Genomic DNA, 15,402 nt, shown 5'->3' on the forward strand with positions numbered 1-15,402 from the left:
ACCGAGCATCGCAGGCTGCCCCACCCGCCCAACGGGCGGGTGGGGACACGGGCAGCGGGGTCGCCTTTTCTTGGCCTACCTTCTTTTGGCGACGCAAAAGAAGGTAGGTGCGCCGCCGGGCGCACACCCCGGCCTCCGCCCTCGGCAAAAGCAAGCATCAACCATCGAGACCGAGACGTTGTCGTGGTCAGACCTTCAACGCAGAAATTTTCACCGCACAGTAAGGCGCATGGCCTCGGTCGGCAAACCCAGCCAGTTGGACGACGTGAAGGACCTCATCGAGATTGCGTTCATCGATCAGGTCGGTCGATTTTCTGAACTTCGAGATGGGCTCGAAGGACAGTATGGAGAAGAAGCCATTGATGTCCGCTACGTCGATGCCCATGCACTGAAAGCCCGCGAGCGAAAGCGCGGGGTTGCCCAGCGGGTGTCCGAAGCGTTCGTTCTGCCACGTCGCCACGGGTTGCGGGATCTGTATGGCGATCAGGTTGCACGCGCCATTGGCCTGGATGGCCAGGGTGACCGCGTCCAGCGTTTCTTGATCCTTGATGTCCAGCAACTGGTACAGGTTCTCCTGCAGCCCAAACTCCCTGGTGATGGTTGCATGCATGGCATCGTGCTGGCTCCAGCCCGACAGACCCACGCTGGGGATGCCGTCGCAGGGCCAGACACGGATGTCGAAGCCAATGCAGGTGTATGTGGAGGTCATCAACGGGCGCTCAATCATTGCTCCACAACGCCGACTTCGCTATCCCCGCCACATACTGAATCACCTCCACCTCATCCTCCGGAATGCTGATGCGCGGATGCGCCTCGTTCACCGAATCCAGGTGCACCATCCCATCGCGCACATAGGCCAGCTGCTTGACCATGACCTTGCCGCTGCGCTCGCGCACCAGCACCTCGTCGCCCGGCATGAAGCCATGGTTGGGCTCGATGACGACGAACTCGCCGTGGCGGATGCGCGGCTTCATGCTCTCGCCCTTGCAGCGCAGGGCATACGCATTGGGGTCGCGGGTGGGCCAGTTGATGCGGCCGTCGCCGTGGCCCACCGGGTACTGCAGTTCGCAGAAGTAGCCGTCGTCGCCCAGCTGCGCGGTGCCCACCACGGGCACGCCCTCGGGCGTGAGGATGCGGGCGGCCTCGCTGCCGGTGCGCAGCAGCGAGGGGAACATGGTGCCCATGGGCAGGTGGGCGCGCTTTTCGAGGTTGAGGGCGGCGCGCTCGCCGAAGGCCTCTTCCTCGTCCAGGTACTGCGTCATGCGGCCCTTGCTCACGCCGAACTGGTCCATGAAGCGCTGGCGGTCGGTGCCGAAGTGCTTTTCAAAGTAGGCGGTGAATTCCGCGCGGCGGGTGCTGTCGTTGCTCATGGTTGCGCAGTTTAGCTGTAGCTAAATTTTTGGCAAGTTGTTTTAGCTTGTGCTTGACTATTTGTTTAGTTAAAACTAAACTGCAGGCCATGAGATTCACGGACTGGCTGGATGCCGAACCTGGTCGCAACAAGGCGGTGGCAGAGCACTTTGGCTTGACGCCGAGCGCCATCACGCACTGGCGCCGGGCGGTGCCCCGAAGCCGCATGCACGAGCTGCTTGCGTTGACGCAAGGGGCGGTGGACTTTGCGGGCATGTTGCCGCGATCCCGGGGGCCAGCAGCGTCGGTGGACTTCGGTTCCGGGGACGGTTGATCCCCTGGTTTCTCCTGCCGTGGCGCTGATGCAGCAGGCGCAACGGCCTTCGACCCGGCGCTGCCTTGTTTGCCTTGTGCGGCGCCGGGTGTTTTTTCTTTTCTTTTGTGATGGGCCCACCCGTGCGCTCCTGCGGGAGCGTGGGCGCCCGCACGCCTTGTGAGGAGTTTGACGAGCCATGCGATCACCACCATCCCCCATGCACGCGGGCCCCAATGCCTTCGAATCGGTGCGCCCGCGCGGTGCCGATACCGCGCGCAATTCTTCTGCACACCGGCCCGAGGTGCCTGCCGGCAGGGTGCTGCTGTTCAACTGCAGTGGCCTGCGCACGGTGGGCCTGGGCCCGCGTGTGCGGGGCTCCATCTGCATCGAGAGCAGGGCCCAGTCGCAGGCCAGCCTGGACAAGAGCCGCCGCATTGCGCGCGACTGGAGGCAGTGATGGTGCTTGGCCACACCCTACAGCGCCTGACGCCCGACGTACTGCGTGCTGCCGCGCACTCGGCTGCGGCGCAGCACATTCCGCTGGCCGAGGCCAACCACTACGAGCATGGCTCGGACTTGTGGGCGCAGTTCAACGAGGCCTATGCCGCAGGCCCGGGGCAGGAGGGCGCGTGAGCAGCGGCAACGGCATCAGCAACGCCCAGGGCAGCGCAGGCCTGCCTGCACCGCTGACCTTGCCCGCCTGCGACCTGAGCGACTTTGCGTACATGGAGCTCGATGTGCGGCGGCTGCGCGATTCGAAGTTTGCTGCGGCGGCCGAGGGCGAGGCGTTTCGCGCGGGCATTTTGCTGTGGTGCGCGGCCTGGCACCAGGTGCCCGCCGCTTCGCTGCCCGACGACGATGTGGAGCTGGCCAACCTGGCCGGCTATGGCCGCGTGCTCAAGGAATGGAAGAAGGTGCGCGCAGCCGCGCTGCACGGCTTTGTGAAGTGCGCCGATGGGCGCCTGTACCACCCGGTGGTGGCAGAGAAGGCCATTGCGGCCTTTGCCGCCAAGGAGAAGTACGCCTACGAAAAATTCTGCGACCGCCTGCGCAAGGAGAACGCCAAGCGCGCCAAGGAGGGCAAGCCGCCCCTGGACGTGCCCACGCAGGCCGTGTGGAAAGCGGAGGCCTGCCCGCAGGGCGTTGCGCCTGCAGGTGGGGGCCATGGGCCACAACAGGGCGACGGCTTTCAGCCGGAAATCCATCCTCCGTCCGCCGGAAATCCACCGGAAACCGGCCTTAAAGGGAACCGAAAGGAGCGGAGCGGAGAGCGAGACAGAGAAGGAGAAAGAGAAAGAGAAGGAACAGATCTTTTTGAAGAAGGCAGCACCGTTGCTGGCGCAACGGGCGGCGCCGCAACGGCCCGGCGCCTGGGCACCTCTGCGTGCGTGGCGCCCGCCAGCTGCAGCGGCGATGACGGTGCTGCCCTGCCACCCCAAGGGCCGGCAGACGGCCTGACGCGCGACGAGCTGTGGTCCGTGGGCAAGTCGCTGCTGCAGCAGGCCGGCATGCCCAAGGCGCAGTGCGGCAGCTTTGTGGGCCGGCTGTGCAAGGACTACGGCAACGACATCGTGATCGACGCGGTGCGCGCCACCTGCGTGGCCCGCCCGGCTGACCCGGCCCAGTACCTCAAGGCCATCTGCATGCGCGCCGCAGGGCAGCGAGGCGGTGGCCCCACCGCAGGCACCCACACGCCGGGCCTGGTTGCGCCGGCCAACCGGCAGGAGGCGCTGGAGCAGCGCAACCGCAGCGTGGCCGATGCCTGGGCGGCCGAGGTGTCCGAGGCGTTCGCCGACCAACCGCCGACAGCCCATCACCCCACCACCCATGGACAGGAGCAACCGCATGCAGCCCTCTGAACGCGCCCCGTTTGCGCAACTGGTCACCGACGTGCTCGCCTACTACCGGCAGGATGCCAGCCGTTTTGTGCTGGACCTGTGGTGGGGCGCGTGCCAGTCGTTCGAGCTGTCGCAGATCCGCCAGGCCATGCAGCGCCACGCAACGGATGCCGAGCACGGCCGTTTTGCGCCGCGCGTGGCCGATGTGGTGCGCATCCTCGCCGGCACGGCGGCCGACCGCGCCGCGCTGGCCTGGGGCAAGACGCTGGAGGCCATGGGCAGCGTGGGGGCCTATACCGACGTGGTGTTCGACGACCCCGCCATCCACGCCACCGTGCTGGACCTGGGCGGCTGGCCCAAGGTGTGCCGCACCGACCTCAAGGAGCTGAGCTACCTGCAGCACCGCTTTTGCGAAAGCCACCGCGCCTACACCGGGCGCGGCAGTTTCGACTACCCGCGCTGCCTGGGCGGCGACCGCAGCCCCGACAGCGAGTACGCCAAGGTCGGCCTGTCCCCGCCGCGCATCGCATTCATTGGCAATGCCGAGCGCGCGCGGGTGGTCTACGAAGGCGGCAGTGCGGCGGGCAAGACGGCGGTGCGCTTTCACACGCTGCAGGCCCTTGCGGCAGCGCCGCGTGCCGTAACCCATATGTCTTCTGCAGCGCCGCGTGCCGCAACGCATGTGACTTCGGCAGCGCCGCAGCCCATGCAGCGCGCAGCAGCACCTACCGGCACAGGCCCGGCGCAACCACGGCCCGGCGCATTGCGTGCCGCGCCCGCGGTGCGCCGGCCCGCCTACCACCAGGGCGTCGCCAACCAACCCCTGAACACCACCGCAGAAAGGACGTACCACCCATGAAAGCCATGCTCATCAAATCCGCCGAAGGCCTGCGCGGCACGACGCCGGACGACCAGGACGCCTGGGCCCGTTTCACGCGCAAGCTGGAGGTGATGAAACCCGGCACCTGCCTGCGCATGGAATGGAGCCGCCCGCGCAACGGCCCGCAGCACCGGCGCCTGTTCGCGCTGCTGCAGGTGGTGGCAGAGAACAGCCAGATCTACGACACGCGCGAGAGGGCGCTGGTGGCCGTCAAACTGGCGGCTGGCTACTGCGACGATGCCATCGACCCGCGCACCGGCAAGACCGTGCCAATAGTTCAGTCGATCCGCTACGAAGCCATGGACCAGCAGACCTTCGAGCGCTTCTACGCGGCGGCGCTCGATGCGGTGCTTCAGGTCATCCTGCCGGGCATGGCCCGCGCCACCCTGCAGCGGCTGATCGCCATGGTCGAGGAGGGCTGGGCATGAGCGCCTCGCCGTTGGCTGCCACGCGCCTGGGCACGAGCGCCGCGGTCTGCGCGCTGCTGCAAAGCGATGGGGCTGGGCAGCCATGCCCCGCATGCCAGGCCGCGCAGGCGCGTGCACACAGCCCCTTGTTCCGCGCCCATTGCCATGGCTGCAAGGTGCGTGCGCTGGCACAGGGCCCGCAGTTCTGGCGCTCGCTGAAGGAGGGCATACACACCGATGCCTACCAGGGCGAGCTGGCCGCCGTGTTCGGCGCGGCCGGCGCCGCCGCCGGCCATGCCATGGTGCTGGCGGAGTACCGGCGCCTCGGGGCCCTGCGGGACAACGCCGCGCGCTGCGGGGTGTTGTCACCTGGCTCGCGCAGTGATGCCATTGATGGCATCAACACCCACAACAACCATCCAGGACGAGCATGCTGATGACCGACCGCACCAACAACCACTACCGCACTGTGGAAGAGGCCTACACCCGCGCGGGCGCCTCGTCCTCCAACCTCAAGGTGGACCCCGACCGCCGTGGCGACGCCGACGTGCTGATTGCCGCCGGCTGGTCGCCCGGCATGCTGGGCGGCGCGCTGATGCGCCTGCGCGGTGAGTGGGACAGCGTGGCAGCGCCACGCTTCACGCAGGACAGCAGCGCGCACCAGCGCCGCAGCAACCCCGATGCCGATGCCGTGCAACTGCTCTCGCGCCTGCGTTCGCTGGCGCAGGTGCTTGAAGCAGTGGAGCGCTGGGCCGCTGCCAAGGGCCTGGCCGATGCGCGCACGCTGGCGCGCACCAGCGTGTGCTATTGGCTCGACCCGACCTGCCGCACCTGCATGGGCCGCGGCAACGCGCTGGTGCCCGGCACGCCCATGCTGGGCCGCGTGTGCAAGGCCTGCGGCGGCAGCCGCAAGGCACGCGAACCCATGGGCCAGGACGGCCGCCGCACGCTCAACATGCTGGACGATTGCGTGAGCCGCAGAAACCAGTCGATGAAAAAACGCTTGCATGCCATGTGAGCCAAGTGCATAATTGCAACCGACGATTGCAGAAGAAAATAGCGTTTCTCGCACGTCACCTTTTCGTTGATTGCCCGCAGCCACAGCCTGGCCCTCGCCTGTAGCGACTGCGGTAGATACAAGGGGTGATGCTCGTCCTGATTTTTTGATCCCGCATGGTTTGCCCTGCGGGATTTTTTTATGGGCGATTTGCTCGCCTGGCCCACCGCACCGCCCCCACAGCCCCAGCCGCAGCAGCGGCTTTTTTTGCGCCCGCCTGCGCTGTCCGAGCGCCTGCACCTGCAAGGAGCACCCCGCCATGCCAACCACCCCCAACGACACCATCGAGGCCCTGGGCGCCACCGGCAGCAAAGCCATTGCCACCGGCGCCGGGCTCACCAGCTTTGGCTGGCTCACCTCCAACGAATTCCTGGGCCTGGTCGGCGCCGCTGTGGCCATTGCCGGCCTGGCCGTCACCTGGTACTACAAGCGCGAGGCCAACCGCCGCCAGGCACGCGAGCATGCGCTGCGCATGGCGCGCCTGCGCCAGGGGCTGGGCGAAGAGAGCGACCTGGGCGAGCAGGGGGTCGAAGAATGAGCAGCAGCACATCTGCCGGTGCCGACCGCCTGCGCTACTTTCCCCACCTCGTCGGCTCGCTCGCGCTGGCCAGCGCCGCAGTGCTCACCTTTCTCGGCCAGTGGGAGCCCGATGCGCGCGACCCCGGTCTGGTCTATGCCGACAAGCTGGCGGGTGGGTTGCCCACGGTGTGCAAGGGCATCACGCGGCATGTGACCCGCACGCCGGTGATAGTGGGCCAGCGCTGGAGCGATGCCAAGTGCCTGGAAGAGGAAACGGCCGCAATCACCAAGGTGCAGTTGGAGTTGGCAAGGTGTTTCAAGCGCAAGCCGCCGCAATCGGTGTTCGATATGGCTACCAGCCACGGCTGGAACAACGGCACAGCTCGAACCTGTTCCAGCGAGTCCATGAAGGCGTGGAACGCGGGCGACTGGGCGCTGGGCTGCCGGCGGCTGGGTGTTTCCGACAGTGGCAAGCCCGTGTGGAGCTATGTGCGCACCGGCCGCGTGCTGCCCGATGGCAAGCCCGAGATGCGCTTTGTGCAGGGCCTGGCCAACCGGCGTGCGGCAGAGACTGCCGCATGCCTGCAGGGGCTGGAGGCACGGCCATGACTGCGGTGGTGGATATCGTCCTGGGCATGGTGCTGCTGACCATGCCGCCCACGCCCCAGCCGGTGACCTACACCGCGACCTCGGGCGCCACCACGCTGGGCTACAGCAGCGTGGCGGGCTGGGTGCCTGCGGAGCAGTGCTTCAACCGCTGCCACACCATCGCGAACGAGCCCGTGCCGCTGTTGCGCGGCGAGCTGTCGCTGGCCGACATGGCGGACCTGAACATCGTGGTCCGGCGCGACGGTGTGCCCGTGCTGTCGTTCTGGCGCTTCTTCGGCAATGTGCCGGTGGCCTCTGTGCAAGGGGCGCGGTGATGGCACCGCTGCTCATCACCCACACCGCCGCCGCCGTGCTCGGCGCCGCCCTGGCCGCCACCGCCGCCTGGCAGGTGCAGGGCTGGCGCCTGGGCGCGCAGATCACCACCCTGCAGGCCACCCATGCCACCGAGCGCGCACGCGCCAGCCAGGCCGCATGGGCGGCAGAGCGCGCTACCGCCATCCGATACCAAGGAGCCCTCAATGTTGCACGCACCCGTGAAGCCGCTTTGCAGCGCGATGCTGCCCGCGCTCGCGCTCTGTCTGACGGCCTGCGCGAGCAAGCCGCCGACGCCGCCCGCCGCATTGCCCATGGCGCTGCCCCCGCCGCCGTCGCTGAGTACGCCACTGCCGTCGGTGAGCTATTCGCTGACTGCAGCCGAAGCTATCAAAGCCTGGCGCGACAGGCTGATGGCCACGCGGCTGATGCAAGAGCCCTCAGTGAAGCCTGGCCCGTGAACGGTGGCAATCCTTCTGGTGATACCAACGGTATGTGACGCAGTGCAGGTCTCTGCTCCAGAAGAGCTTTTTAGCCGCTCTCGGCTCAGCTCAGTTGCAGGCGATGGTGGCTGGTGCCCCCGAAATCCCCGCATACCGGATCTGGAACGGCTGCGCCAGGTTGATGCTGGACGGGAAGGCCGAGAACACGGCCTGCTTCTGGGTGGGCGAGGCGATGGTGCCGATGCCCGACCAGCCGACCTGGGGCGTGAAGAGGGCGGTGCCGGCGTCGTACGTGAATTGCGAAATGGCAACCGAGGTGGTGCCCTGCACGAAGAAGAAGCTGGTGGTCAGGAAGATCGGGTTGCCCGATGCGGCCGTGAGCAGCATGGTGACCTTCTGGGTCTCGGGGTTCACGCCGAAGTCGGCCAGCAGCATGCCGCTGCCGGTGTTGACCAGCGCGCCCGCGCAGGTACGCGGCGCGGCCGCTACGTTGACCACCTTCACGGTGTAGGTGCTGGTGATGGTCTTGCCCTGCTGCACCACGCTGGCGGTGAACACCGCGTTCACGTCGGCGGTCTGGCTGGCGGCCAGGAACACGCCCTGGGGCGTGATGGTGCCAGCCGATGCGGGCACCACGCTCCACATGGCCACGGTGGGGGTCGTGCTGCCGTCGGCATTGCGCACGGCAGCAGACAGCGTGATGGTGCCGGCTTCGTTCACCGTGGTCGGGCCCGAGATCTGCAGCTGCGCTGCGGTGCTGGCCGCCACGGCCTGGGGCACGAAGTGCAGGGTTTGCGGATCCCACTTGAAGGTGACATCCCACTCGCCCGCGCCCGGCACCTTCAGGCGCTTGACGGTGAACGTGTCGATCGCATCGGTCTGGTAGCCCGAGTGGGTGAGGTCGATGTCGATCGCCGCAGATGCGGACATCGACAGGGTGGCGGCCGCAATAGCGGCGCAGATGGTTTTGGGTGAAGCCCTCATGAACGAAATCCCTTGTTGTCTATGGTTTTGGGTGGCGGGATCGTAGCCGCCCGGCACCACGCCCCGGTGGCACCTGTCGTATTCGCGCCAACCAGGGCCAGCCCTGTAACGCTCTGAGCCCCGGGGCTTTTTTTCTAACGCCCTGCGCCCTGCCGCAGCGTCACAACCCAATACCCGCGCGGCTTGCGAGGCGATGCCGCCAAGGCAGCGCATGCGCCCAGCGCGTGCTCAGACCCCTGCCAACCTCCTTGAGATCTGCCATGCAAGCACACACGCAGTTACACCTTTCTTCTTCCCGCGCGCACAGCACGCCAAGTGCCCTGACCATGCCCACGCGCACCATCACCAGCATCCGTGCCGGCGGCCTCAAGTCGCGCGTGGAAAAGTTATTGCACAGCCGGGTCGGCGAGCCACTCACGCTGGGCGAGATCGGTGCCGCGCTGGACTTGCCCAAGACATCGCACCCCGAAATCAGCAGTTGCCTGGCCAAGCTGCGCGAGGCGGGCACCGTGCAGTCTGCCCCCGGCCCCGCATCGAGCGCGCGCGGGCGGCGCCAGGTGCAGCGCTACAGCATCCTGCTGCGGCGTGTGGGTGGGGATGTGTGCATTTCGGAGATGGATGCGCGCCGAGCTTTGGCAATGCCGGTCTGATAGCCCACCAGGAGACTTGTCATGGACGCAGAACACCACAGCGAAGAGGATCTCCACATCATGGAGCTGCAGGCCCCTGGCAGCGCGCCCCTGCACGCCGGCGTGTCCGCATCGGGCCTGGTCTACCTGCGTGGCGACCTGCACCCGCTGGGCAGCGCCACGGCCCTCATCAAGGCAGCGCGCGAGCACGTTCCCTACGCTGCGCTGGGCGCGGTGAATGTGCTCTTCCCAGCCGACTGGCTGCGTGGCGAATGCCTGCACGATGCGGACCGCCTGCGCGTGATTGCCGCCATGGAGCGCCTGGTGCGCGGGGCGGCTGCATGAGCGGCGATACCCGTGCGCCAGCCGACCCCGAGCCCGGTGGCAAGGCCGCAGCCTCAGCACCGCGGGTGCTCGCCATGCCCCTGCCTGCCGCCCGGCGGGCCGCGCTGCCGCCACAGTGCCTGCCGCAAGAAGGGGAGGGCGCGCCGCAGCACAGCGCGCTGCACGACAGCGTCACCCAGGAGATGGTGGTGCGCGAACTCGCGGGCATCGCCTTCTTCGACATCCGCAAGCTCTTCAACGATGACGGCAGCTTGAAGCGCGTGCAGGACCTCGACTGCGCCACCGCGGCGGCCATCGCCTCCATCGAGGTGGTGGAGATCGGCCCCGGCGGCCAGCTGGAGCTGGGCAAGAAGTTCAAGTCGCCCGAAAAGCTCAAGGCCCTGGACCTGCTGGGCACGCACCTGGGCATGTTCGCCAAGAAGGCCGACGACGCGCCCGACCCGTTTCGCAAGGCTCTGGCCCGGATGCCCGCCGACCGGGCCGAGGGCATGCTGGCGGCGCTGGAGCTGGTGAAATCGATCAAGGGGAAGTCGCACGGTGCCACCTGACATGAAGTGCCTGCCGCACCTTCCCGAGGCCCTGGCCCACGCCTCCATCGAAGAGATCGAGGCCCTCGAAGCCCTGCTGCGCGACAAGCTCGCCGGCTGGCGCATGCGCCGCTTCTTTCAGGACGAGGGCCCCCTGCGCCGCGCGCTGTATGCGCGGCACCTGGCCTTCTTCAAGGCCGGCGCCACGCACCGCGAGCGCTGCTTCATGGCCGGCAACCGCGTGGGCAAAACCATCGGCGGTGCGTACGAAACCGCCCTGCACCTCACCGGCCGCTACCCCGCCTGGTGGGAGGGCCGGCGCTTTGCGGGCCCCATCCAGGCCTGGGCGGCGGGCAAGTCGCTGGAGACCACGCGCGACATCGTGCAGCTCGAACTCTACGGCCCGCCGGGCCAGCCCGGCACCGGCATGGTCCCCGCCGACGACATCGCCAAGGCCCGCCCCCGCGCCGGTGCCAACGGCGCACTCGACTACCTGTGCGTGCGCCACCAGAGTGGGGGTGAATCGGTCATCGGCTTCAAGTCCTACGACCAGGGCCGCAAGGCCTTCGAGGGCACGGCCCGGCACTGGGTATGGCTGGACGAGGAGCCGCCGGTGGCGGTGTACAACGAGTGCCTGACGCGCACCGCGACGACGCAGGGCTTGATTGCGATCACCTTCACGCCGCTGGAGGGGGCGACGGAGGTGGTGCTGGATTTTTTGACGAAGGGGGTGCTGGTGGGGGCTGATGGCGTAACCCACGGGGACTGATTTCCTTGCGTATTGATCGTCCTGTGATCAATATGCAAGGATGATTGATCGTCAGCTACGAACCCGTGAGCAGCCATGACAGCGCCCGCGTGCTCACCAGAGTGGAATGCGCCGGGCCCATCAGAGCCCAGGGGGGTGCGCGGCGAGATGGTAGCGGGCTGCATCGCCATGGTGTCATGGCGTCTTCTGCCGGGGTCGCAGCAGCAGGGCCGCCAGGCCTTGCGCCGTGGCATTGCCCTTGGCTGCAGAAGCGCGGATGCGTTCGTGAATGACGTGGGTTGAGTCCGCGACCGTGTTGGACGGCGCTTTCTTTGCCGGCACTTTGCCTGCGGCGGCGGTGGACAAGTTCTTCGCCTTGGTCACTGGTCTGGCAATGCCGCGCTGGCGTGCGTCACTTGGCTGAGAGGTGGCGGCTTTGCGTGCAGGCTTGGGCGCCTCTACTGCGCGTGAAGCAGGCTTCGGTGTCAACGGCCGATTGCCTTGCCGGCGCACCCTGAGCACCTCGCGCTCCAGTGCCGCATGGTCCTGCAGCGGCGCCACCAGGTCGGCCAGTCCATGCGCCTGGTTGATGAGCCACATGCACATCACATACGAGGCCATCGCCACGGACGGGTCGCCGCGCTCGATGCGGGCCATGGTGGGCTGCGATACGCCCAGTTTGCTGGCCCACTGGCCCTGCGTTTCTCCCCGGCGCTTGCGCGCGATGGTGATGTTCAGGCCAAGCCGCTCGATCTCGCGCAGCACTGCTGAAGGGTGTTCCGAGTGAGGTTCGTTTTGTCGCGGCATTCATAGATGTTAATGAAATTGCAGTTTTGTACAAATCTATGAATAAGTCTGTCCGTAGGTAGCGCGACAGGCGTGGCGAACCCAAGGCCACGTGCATCTACCTACTTCGCATTTTTTGGAAGCATCCCATGAGCAAAGCCATCATCCAGGCTGGCTGGAACGACGTGCCCCATCTCGACGAGAAGACCAAGCAGGAGCTGGCCGAGAGCTTTCCCCTGCACGAGCGCGAGGCGCGCATGAACGGCGTGCCCGTGCTGGGCTCGGGCAAGGTGTTCCCGGTGGCCGAGGAGTCCATTGTGGTTGCACCGTTTGCCCTGCCCGCGCACTGGCCGCGCATCGTGGGCCTGGACTTCGGCTGGGACCACCCGGCCGCTGCCGCCTGGCTGGCGTGGGACCGGGACACGGACACCGTCTACGTGTACGACACCTTTCGCGTGCGCGAGACCAGCGTGGCCATGCAGGCCCCGCTGATCGCCGCGCGCGGCCGCTGGATGCCCGTGGCCTGGCCGCACGACGGGCTGCAGCACGACAAGGGCAGCGGCGAACAACTCGCCGGCCAGTACCGCACCCTGGGCGTGAACCTGCTGCCCGAGCGCGCCACGTTCGAAGACGGCAGCAACGGCCTGGAGGCGGGCATCAGCGACCTGCTCACGCGCATGCAGACGGGGCGATTCAAGGTGTTCAGCACGTGCGGGGATTGGTTGGAGGAATGGCGCCTGTACCACCGCAAGGACGGGCTGGTGGTGAAGCTGCGCGATGACCTGCAGAGCGCGACGCGGTATGGGGTGATGATGCTGCGGTTTGCGGTGGTGGAGCCGAGGGGGTCTACGCTGGGCGGAGGTGGTCGCGGTGGGTATGGCGGGAGGAGAGGGGGGTATTGAGGGCGCTAAGAAGCGGCGGGAGCGGTTGACCAGTTTGATGCTTTTTTTAGGATTTTATTGACAAGTAACTAATAAATGCAACAAACTGGTGCATGCATGTTCTTCGTCCCGCCCTCTCGCTGGAGCAGGCCGTCCTGGTGCTGGCCAGGCAGCGACCGCTGTTGCGCGCGCGTGACCTTGCCGATCATGGCCTGGCAACGGTGGCGCTCAGCCGGCTGGTGGCGGCAGGCAAGCTGGAGCGGGTGGCCCGGGGCGTCTACAGCCTGCCGGGGCGCCGACTGGGCGAGCACCGCTCGCTGGCCGAGGTGGCCCTGCGCGTGCCCCAAGGGGTTGTCTGTCTGCTGTCTGCGCTGCGGGTGCATGGCATCGGTACGCAGGCGCCGTTCGAGGTATGGATAGCACTGCCCCGCAACTCACCCACGCCCCGGCTCGACCAGCCCGCGCTGCGCGCCATCCGCATGTCCGGTCCCGCGCTTTCCGAAGGCATTGAGGTGATGCAGATCGATGGGGTGCGGGTGCCGGTTTTCAATGCAGCCAAGACCGTGGCCGACTGCTTCAAGTTCCGCAACAAGATCGGGCTGGACGTGGCGCTGGAGGCGCTGCGCGATGCGTGGGCGCGGCGGCTGGTGACGGTTGACGCGCTGGGGCACTACGCGGCGGTCAACCGGGTTGCGAATGTGATGCGGCCTTATCTTGAGAGTGCCATCGCGTGACGATGATGAAGGCCCGCAACGCAGCCGCCTCGATCCGCGCCCGCTTGAAGCAGCATGCAGATGCCCGAAAGCAGGACTTCAATCTGACGCTCACGCACTACGGGCTTGAGCGGCTGTTGTACCGGCTCTCGATCTCGCCGCATGCCCAAGGCTACATGCTCAAGGGCGCACTGCTTTTCTCGCTCTGGTATGACCAGCCGCACCGGCCCACCCGAGATGCCGACCTGCTGGGCTTCGGCCCGGATGACGTGGAGTCGGCGGTGAGTGCTTTTCGTGAAATCTGCCAGATCCCTGTGGCGGACGGCATTGTTTTCGACCTGGCGTCTGTGCATGGTACGGTGATCCGCAAGGAGGCTGGCTACGGCGGTGTGCGGGTAGACATCAGGGCCACGCTGGATGGCGCGCGCATTGCGTTGCAGGTGGATATCGGCTTTGGCGATGCCGTGACGCCAGCGGCGCAAACCGTCCTTTATCCAGTGCTGCTCGATGACTTGCCCGCGCCGCGTTTGTGCAGCTACCCCAAGTACACCGTGGTGGCTGAAAAGCTCCACGCGATCTGCCTGCTTGGCATGGCCAACACGCGGATGAAGGACTACTTCGACCTGTGGGTGCTGATGCAAGAGGTCTCTCTGGATCCGGATGAATTGCGCCGCGCCATCGCCGCCACTTTCGAGCGCCGCAAACTCGCTGTGCCCAGCGCCGTTCCTGCAGGTCTGGGCGAAGGTTTCTCGGGCGATGCGATGAAGAGGGCGCAATGGGCGGCCTTCTTGAGGAAGAACCGGCTTGAGGCGGCAGAACTTGCCCATGTGGTCGAAGGCTTGCGAGGCAGGTTTCAGAGGCTCGGCATGTTTTGACGTTGTGCGAGTAAGTGCTGCAACGGCCTGGAGTGGGAATCAGCGGCGTGCTCATGCGCATGCAGATGGGGCGGTTCAAGGTGCTCGTCAGTTGCGTGACTTGCATGGAGCTGCGCGGTCATTTCTTCATGGTTTGATTTTTCCCTATGGATCCCGGCATGGCGCCGCTATAGTGCCGTGCCTAAGGCGTATGGGGCGCTGGCGGCAGTACAACAACTTGCAATGAATGAGGGAGATGGAGAGTATGAGTTTTCGACGTTTTGGCGTGATCGCATTGCTGGCCTCCGCGGCTGTTTTCATGACCGGCTGCGCCACCAACCGCAGTGAGATCAAGGTGGCGGCGCCCGTGGCCCCTGCTGCTGCGCCCGCAGTGACCAAGGCCCGTGCGGTGGTGATCCAGTCCGTCACGGACCAGCGGGTATTTGAGGCCGCGCCTCGCTCGCCCAATATTCCTTCGCTGGGCTTTGGCGGCGCTGCCGCCGCCACCGAAGCCGTCAAGGCCCGCGCCGTGGCCCGCAAGCGCAACACCTACGGCAAGGCCCTGGGCGACGTGCTGGTGCAAGACGGCCAGACGGTGACCGGCCTGGTGCGCGAGAACGTGGCCAGTGCATTGCAGCAACTGGGCTACCGCGTGGCCAAGGATGTGGGCAGTGCAGGCCCTGATCCCCTGCTGGTGGATGTGCGCATCCGCAAGCTCTGGTCATGGGTGAACATGGGCTTCTGGGCGATCACGATGAATGCCGATGTGGAGACGAGCATCCATATCGCCGGTAGCGAGACTGCTGCCACGAGCATCAGTGTGCATGCGGAAGAGTCGCAAGGCGCTGCGACCGATGGGGCCTGGTTGTCGATTGTGCAGAAGGGGTTGAGTACCTACCGGGAAGAGGCGGTGAAGCAGTTGGCGGCGCCTGCGTTTTCCTCGGTGAAGTAGTGGCAGGGAAGGACACGCCATAGCTGCAATGGCCTGGCGGTTCGTCCGGGGCTCTGCTTGGCTGGACTGTGCAGGCGGGGGGCGAATCCCTTGTTCCTCGGCTTGGGGTGCGTGGTTGCTGCATGCTGCTGCCGAAGGCGGAGGCCGGGGTGTGCGCCCGGCGGCGCACCTACCTTCTTTTGCGTCGCCAAAAGAAGGTAGGCCAAGAAAAGGCGACCCCGCTGCCCGTGTCCCCCTCGCCCGGGGGGCGAG

General features: G+C 66.6%; 23 protein-coding genes. 19 read left to right on the forward strand and 4 right to left on the reverse strand.

What is annotated here, in order from left to right; genetic code table 11:
- Nucleotides 1–187: 187 nt before the first annotated feature.
- Both QYL93_RS31230 and QYL93_RS31235 read right to left on the reverse strand, forming a co-directional pair.
- Complete coding sequence (locus tag QYL93_RS31230; RefSeq protein ID WP_305747322.1) at nt 188–727, reverse strand: hypothetical protein; 540 nt, start codon at nt 725–727, stop codon at nt 188–190.
- On the reverse strand, nt 720–1,370 hold the full coding sequence (locus QYL93_RS31235) for a S24 family peptidase (RefSeq protein ID WP_305747323.1): 651 nt from the start codon (nt 1,368–1,370) through the stop codon (nt 720–722). Before QYL93_RS31235 ends, QYL93_RS31230 begins: the two co-directional genes overlap by 8 nt.
- A 492-nt stretch (nt 1,371–1,862) precedes the next feature.
- On the opposite strand from QYL93_RS31235, the gene QYL93_RS31240 reads away from it, so the two are divergent.
- The 11 genes from QYL93_RS31240 to QYL93_RS31290 all read left to right on the forward strand — a co-directional run bounded on the left by QYL93_RS31240 (nt 1,863) and on the right by QYL93_RS31290 (nt 7,787).
- Nucleotides 1,863–2,123: a hypothetical protein gene (locus QYL93_RS31240; RefSeq protein ID WP_305747324.1), complete on the forward strand. Its 261-nt coding sequence runs from the start codon at nt 1,863–1,865 to the stop codon at nt 2,121–2,123.
- Nucleotides 2,123–2,299, forward strand: coding sequence for a hypothetical protein (locus QYL93_RS31245; RefSeq protein ID WP_305747325.1), 177 nt, complete (start codon nt 2,123–2,125; stop codon nt 2,297–2,299). Before QYL93_RS31240 ends, QYL93_RS31245 begins: the two co-directional genes overlap by 1 nt.
- Nucleotides 2,296–3,525 carry a DUF1376 domain-containing protein gene (locus tag QYL93_RS31250; RefSeq protein ID WP_305747326.1) on the forward strand — a complete coding sequence of 410 codons (1,230 nt, stop codon included), beginning with the start codon at nt 2,296–2,298 and terminating at the stop codon, nt 3,523–3,525. Before QYL93_RS31245 ends, QYL93_RS31250 begins: the two co-directional genes overlap by 4 nt.
- A complete protein-coding gene (locus QYL93_RS31255; protein WP_305747327.1) occupies nt 3,512–4,363 on the forward strand; it encodes a DUF6475 domain-containing protein in 852 nt (283 codons plus the stop codon). Before QYL93_RS31250 ends, QYL93_RS31255 begins: the two co-directional genes overlap by 14 nt.
- Entirely contained in the window at nt 4,360–4,812 is a 453-nt protein-coding gene (locus tag QYL93_RS31260; protein WP_305747328.1) for a hypothetical protein, read from the forward strand. The genes QYL93_RS31255 and QYL93_RS31260 overlap by 4 nt, the downstream gene beginning before the upstream one ends.
- The gene (locus tag QYL93_RS31265; protein ID WP_305747329.1) at nt 4,809–5,228 is read left to right on the forward strand and encodes a hypothetical protein; all 420 of its coding nucleotides are present in this window, start codon (nt 4,809–4,811) and stop codon (nt 5,226–5,228) included. The genes QYL93_RS31260 and QYL93_RS31265 overlap by 4 nt, the downstream gene beginning before the upstream one ends.
- Nucleotides 5,222–5,809, forward strand: a complete 588-nt coding sequence (locus tag QYL93_RS31270; RefSeq protein ID WP_305747330.1) for a hypothetical protein — start codon at nt 5,222–5,224, stop codon at nt 5,807–5,809. The genes QYL93_RS31265 and QYL93_RS31270 overlap by 7 nt, the downstream gene beginning before the upstream one ends.
- Before the next feature lie 298 nt (nt 5,810–6,107).
- Entirely contained in the window at nt 6,108–6,386 is a 279-nt protein-coding gene (locus tag QYL93_RS31275; protein ID WP_305747331.1) for a holin, read from the forward strand.
- Complete coding sequence (locus QYL93_RS31280; protein WP_305747332.1) at nt 6,383–6,976, forward strand: lysozyme; 594 nt, start codon at nt 6,383–6,385, stop codon at nt 6,974–6,976. Before QYL93_RS31275 ends, QYL93_RS31280 begins: the two co-directional genes overlap by 4 nt.
- Nucleotides 6,973–7,290, forward strand: coding sequence for a hypothetical protein (locus QYL93_RS31285; RefSeq protein ID WP_305747333.1), 318 nt, complete (start codon nt 6,973–6,975; stop codon nt 7,288–7,290). Before QYL93_RS31280 ends, QYL93_RS31285 begins: the two co-directional genes overlap by 4 nt.
- Nucleotides 7,290–7,787: a hypothetical protein gene (locus QYL93_RS31290; protein ID WP_305747334.1), complete on the forward strand. Its 498-nt coding sequence runs from the start codon at nt 7,290–7,292 to the stop codon at nt 7,785–7,787. Before QYL93_RS31285 ends, QYL93_RS31290 begins: the two co-directional genes overlap by 1 nt.
- A 52-nt stretch (nt 7,788–7,839) precedes the next feature.
- Here the strand turns inward: QYL93_RS31290 and QYL93_RS31295 are convergent, their stop codons facing one another.
- Complete coding sequence (locus tag QYL93_RS31295) at nt 7,840–8,715, reverse strand: hypothetical protein (RefSeq protein ID WP_305747335.1); 876 nt, start codon at nt 8,713–8,715, stop codon at nt 7,840–7,842.
- Between the two features lie 326 nt (nt 8,716–9,041).
- Between QYL93_RS31295 and QYL93_RS31300 the strand changes: the two genes are divergently transcribed.
- The 4 genes from QYL93_RS31300 to QYL93_RS31315 are packed head-to-tail and all read left to right on the forward strand — an operon-like array spanning nt 9,042 to nt 10,985.
- Entirely contained in the window at nt 9,042–9,365 is a 324-nt protein-coding gene (locus QYL93_RS31300) for a hypothetical protein (RefSeq protein WP_305747336.1), read from the forward strand.
- A 21-nt stretch (nt 9,366–9,386) separates the two neighbouring features.
- Complete coding sequence (locus tag QYL93_RS31305) at nt 9,387–9,689, forward strand: hypothetical protein (RefSeq protein WP_305747337.1); 303 nt, start codon at nt 9,387–9,389, stop codon at nt 9,687–9,689.
- Nucleotides 9,686–10,237, forward strand: coding sequence for a terminase small subunit (locus tag QYL93_RS31310; protein WP_305747338.1), 552 nt, complete (start codon nt 9,686–9,688; stop codon nt 10,235–10,237). Before QYL93_RS31305 ends, QYL93_RS31310 begins: the two co-directional genes overlap by 4 nt.
- A gap of 1 nt (nt 10,238) precedes the next feature.
- A complete protein-coding gene (locus QYL93_RS31315; RefSeq protein WP_305747339.1) occupies nt 10,239–10,985 on the forward strand; it encodes a terminase large subunit domain-containing protein in 747 nt (248 codons plus the stop codon).
- A gap of 174 nt (nt 10,986–11,159) precedes the next feature.
- On the opposite strand, the gene QYL93_RS31320 is transcribed toward QYL93_RS31315, so the two are convergent.
- The gene (locus QYL93_RS31320; RefSeq protein ID WP_305747340.1) at nt 11,160–11,729 is read right to left on the reverse strand and encodes a helix-turn-helix transcriptional regulator; all 570 of its coding nucleotides are present in this window, start codon (nt 11,727–11,729) and stop codon (nt 11,160–11,162) included.
- A gap of 170 nt (nt 11,730–11,899) precedes the next feature.
- Between QYL93_RS31320 and QYL93_RS31325 the strand changes: the two genes are divergently transcribed.
- From QYL93_RS31325 to QYL93_RS31340, 4 genes are all read left to right on the forward strand, one after another.
- The gene (locus tag QYL93_RS31325; protein WP_305747341.1) at nt 11,900–12,652 is read left to right on the forward strand and encodes a terminase; all 753 of its coding nucleotides are present in this window, start codon (nt 11,900–11,902) and stop codon (nt 12,650–12,652) included.
- A 92-nt stretch (nt 12,653–12,744) separates the two neighbouring features.
- A complete protein-coding gene (locus tag QYL93_RS31330) occupies nt 12,745–13,365 on the forward strand; it encodes a type IV toxin-antitoxin system AbiEi family antitoxin domain-containing protein (protein WP_305747342.1) in 621 nt (206 codons plus the stop codon).
- Nucleotides 13,366–13,370: 5 nt separating this feature from the next.
- Nucleotides 13,371–14,219: a nucleotidyl transferase AbiEii/AbiGii toxin family protein gene (locus QYL93_RS31335; protein WP_305747344.1), complete on the forward strand. Its 849-nt coding sequence runs from the start codon at nt 13,371–13,373 to the stop codon at nt 14,217–14,219.
- A gap of 244 nt (nt 14,220–14,463) precedes the next feature.
- Nucleotides 14,464–15,150, forward strand: coding sequence for a hypothetical protein (locus tag QYL93_RS31340; protein WP_305747343.1), 687 nt, complete (start codon nt 14,464–14,466; stop codon nt 15,148–15,150).
- The last annotated feature ends 252 nt before the right edge of the window (nt 15,151–15,402 follow it).

Source organism: Acidovorax sp. A1169, from assembly GCF_030704685.1.
Taxonomy (GTDB): domain Bacteria; phylum Pseudomonadota; class Gammaproteobacteria; order Burkholderiales; family Burkholderiaceae_C; genus Acidovorax.

Excerpts from the sequence above, each read along its gene's own strand:
- QYL93_RS31300 (WP_305747336.1), top strand. The coding sequence starts at position 9,042 with ATGCCCACGCGCACCATCACCAGCATCCGTGCCGGCGGCCTCAAGTCG.
- QYL93_RS31270 (WP_305747330.1), top strand. The coding sequence starts at position 5,222 with ATGCTGATGACCGACCGCACCAACAACCACTACCGCACTGTGGAAGAG.
- QYL93_RS31255 (WP_305747327.1), top strand. The coding sequence starts at position 3,512 with ATGCAGCCCTCTGAACGCGCCCCGTTTGCGCAACTGGTCACCGACGTG.
- QYL93_RS31260 (WP_305747328.1), top strand. The coding sequence starts at position 4,360 with ATGAAAGCCATGCTCATCAAATCCGCCGAAGGCCTGCGCGGCACGACG.
- QYL93_RS31330 (WP_305747342.1), top strand. The coding sequence starts at position 12,745 with ATGCATGTTCTTCGTCCCGCCCTCTCGCTGGAGCAGGCCGTCCTGGTG.
- QYL93_RS31335 (WP_305747344.1), top strand. The coding sequence starts at position 13,371 with ATGAAGGCCCGCAACGCAGCCGCCTCGATCCGCGCCCGCTTGAAGCAG.
- QYL93_RS31280 (WP_305747332.1), top strand. The coding sequence starts at position 6,383 with ATGAGCAGCAGCACATCTGCCGGTGCCGACCGCCTGCGCTACTTTCCC.
- QYL93_RS31230 (WP_305747322.1), bottom strand. The coding sequence starts at position 727 with ATGATTGAGCGCCCGTTGATGACCTCCACATACACCTGCATTGGCTTC.
- QYL93_RS31285 (WP_305747333.1), top strand. The coding sequence starts at position 6,973 with ATGACTGCGGTGGTGGATATCGTCCTGGGCATGGTGCTGCTGACCATG.
- QYL93_RS31245 (WP_305747325.1), top strand. The coding sequence starts at position 2,123 with ATGGTGCTTGGCCACACCCTACAGCGCCTGACGCCCGACGTACTGCGT.
- QYL93_RS31295 (WP_305747335.1), bottom strand. The coding sequence starts at position 8,715 with ATGAGGGCTTCACCCAAAACCATCTGCGCCGCTATTGCGGCCGCCACC.
- QYL93_RS31240 (WP_305747324.1), top strand. The coding sequence starts at position 1,863 with ATGCGATCACCACCATCCCCCATGCACGCGGGCCCCAATGCCTTCGAA.
- QYL93_RS31325 (WP_305747341.1), top strand. The coding sequence starts at position 11,900 with ATGAGCAAAGCCATCATCCAGGCTGGCTGGAACGACGTGCCCCATCTC.
- QYL93_RS31290 (WP_305747334.1), top strand. The coding sequence starts at position 7,290 with ATGGCACCGCTGCTCATCACCCACACCGCCGCCGCCGTGCTCGGCGCC.
- QYL93_RS31310 (WP_305747338.1), top strand. The coding sequence starts at position 9,686 with ATGAGCGGCGATACCCGTGCGCCAGCCGACCCCGAGCCCGGTGGCAAG.
- QYL93_RS31265 (WP_305747329.1), top strand. The coding sequence starts at position 4,809 with ATGAGCGCCTCGCCGTTGGCTGCCACGCGCCTGGGCACGAGCGCCGCG.
- QYL93_RS31315 (WP_305747339.1), top strand. The coding sequence starts at position 10,239 with ATGAAGTGCCTGCCGCACCTTCCCGAGGCCCTGGCCCACGCCTCCATC.
- QYL93_RS31275 (WP_305747331.1), top strand. The coding sequence starts at position 6,108 with ATGCCAACCACCCCCAACGACACCATCGAGGCCCTGGGCGCCACCGGC.
- QYL93_RS31305 (WP_305747337.1), top strand. The coding sequence starts at position 9,387 with ATGGACGCAGAACACCACAGCGAAGAGGATCTCCACATCATGGAGCTG.
- QYL93_RS31235 (WP_305747323.1), bottom strand. The coding sequence starts at position 1,370 with ATGAGCAACGACAGCACCCGCCGCGCGGAATTCACCGCCTACTTTGAA.
- QYL93_RS31340 (WP_305747343.1), top strand. The coding sequence starts at position 14,464 with ATGAGTTTTCGACGTTTTGGCGTGATCGCATTGCTGGCCTCCGCGGCT.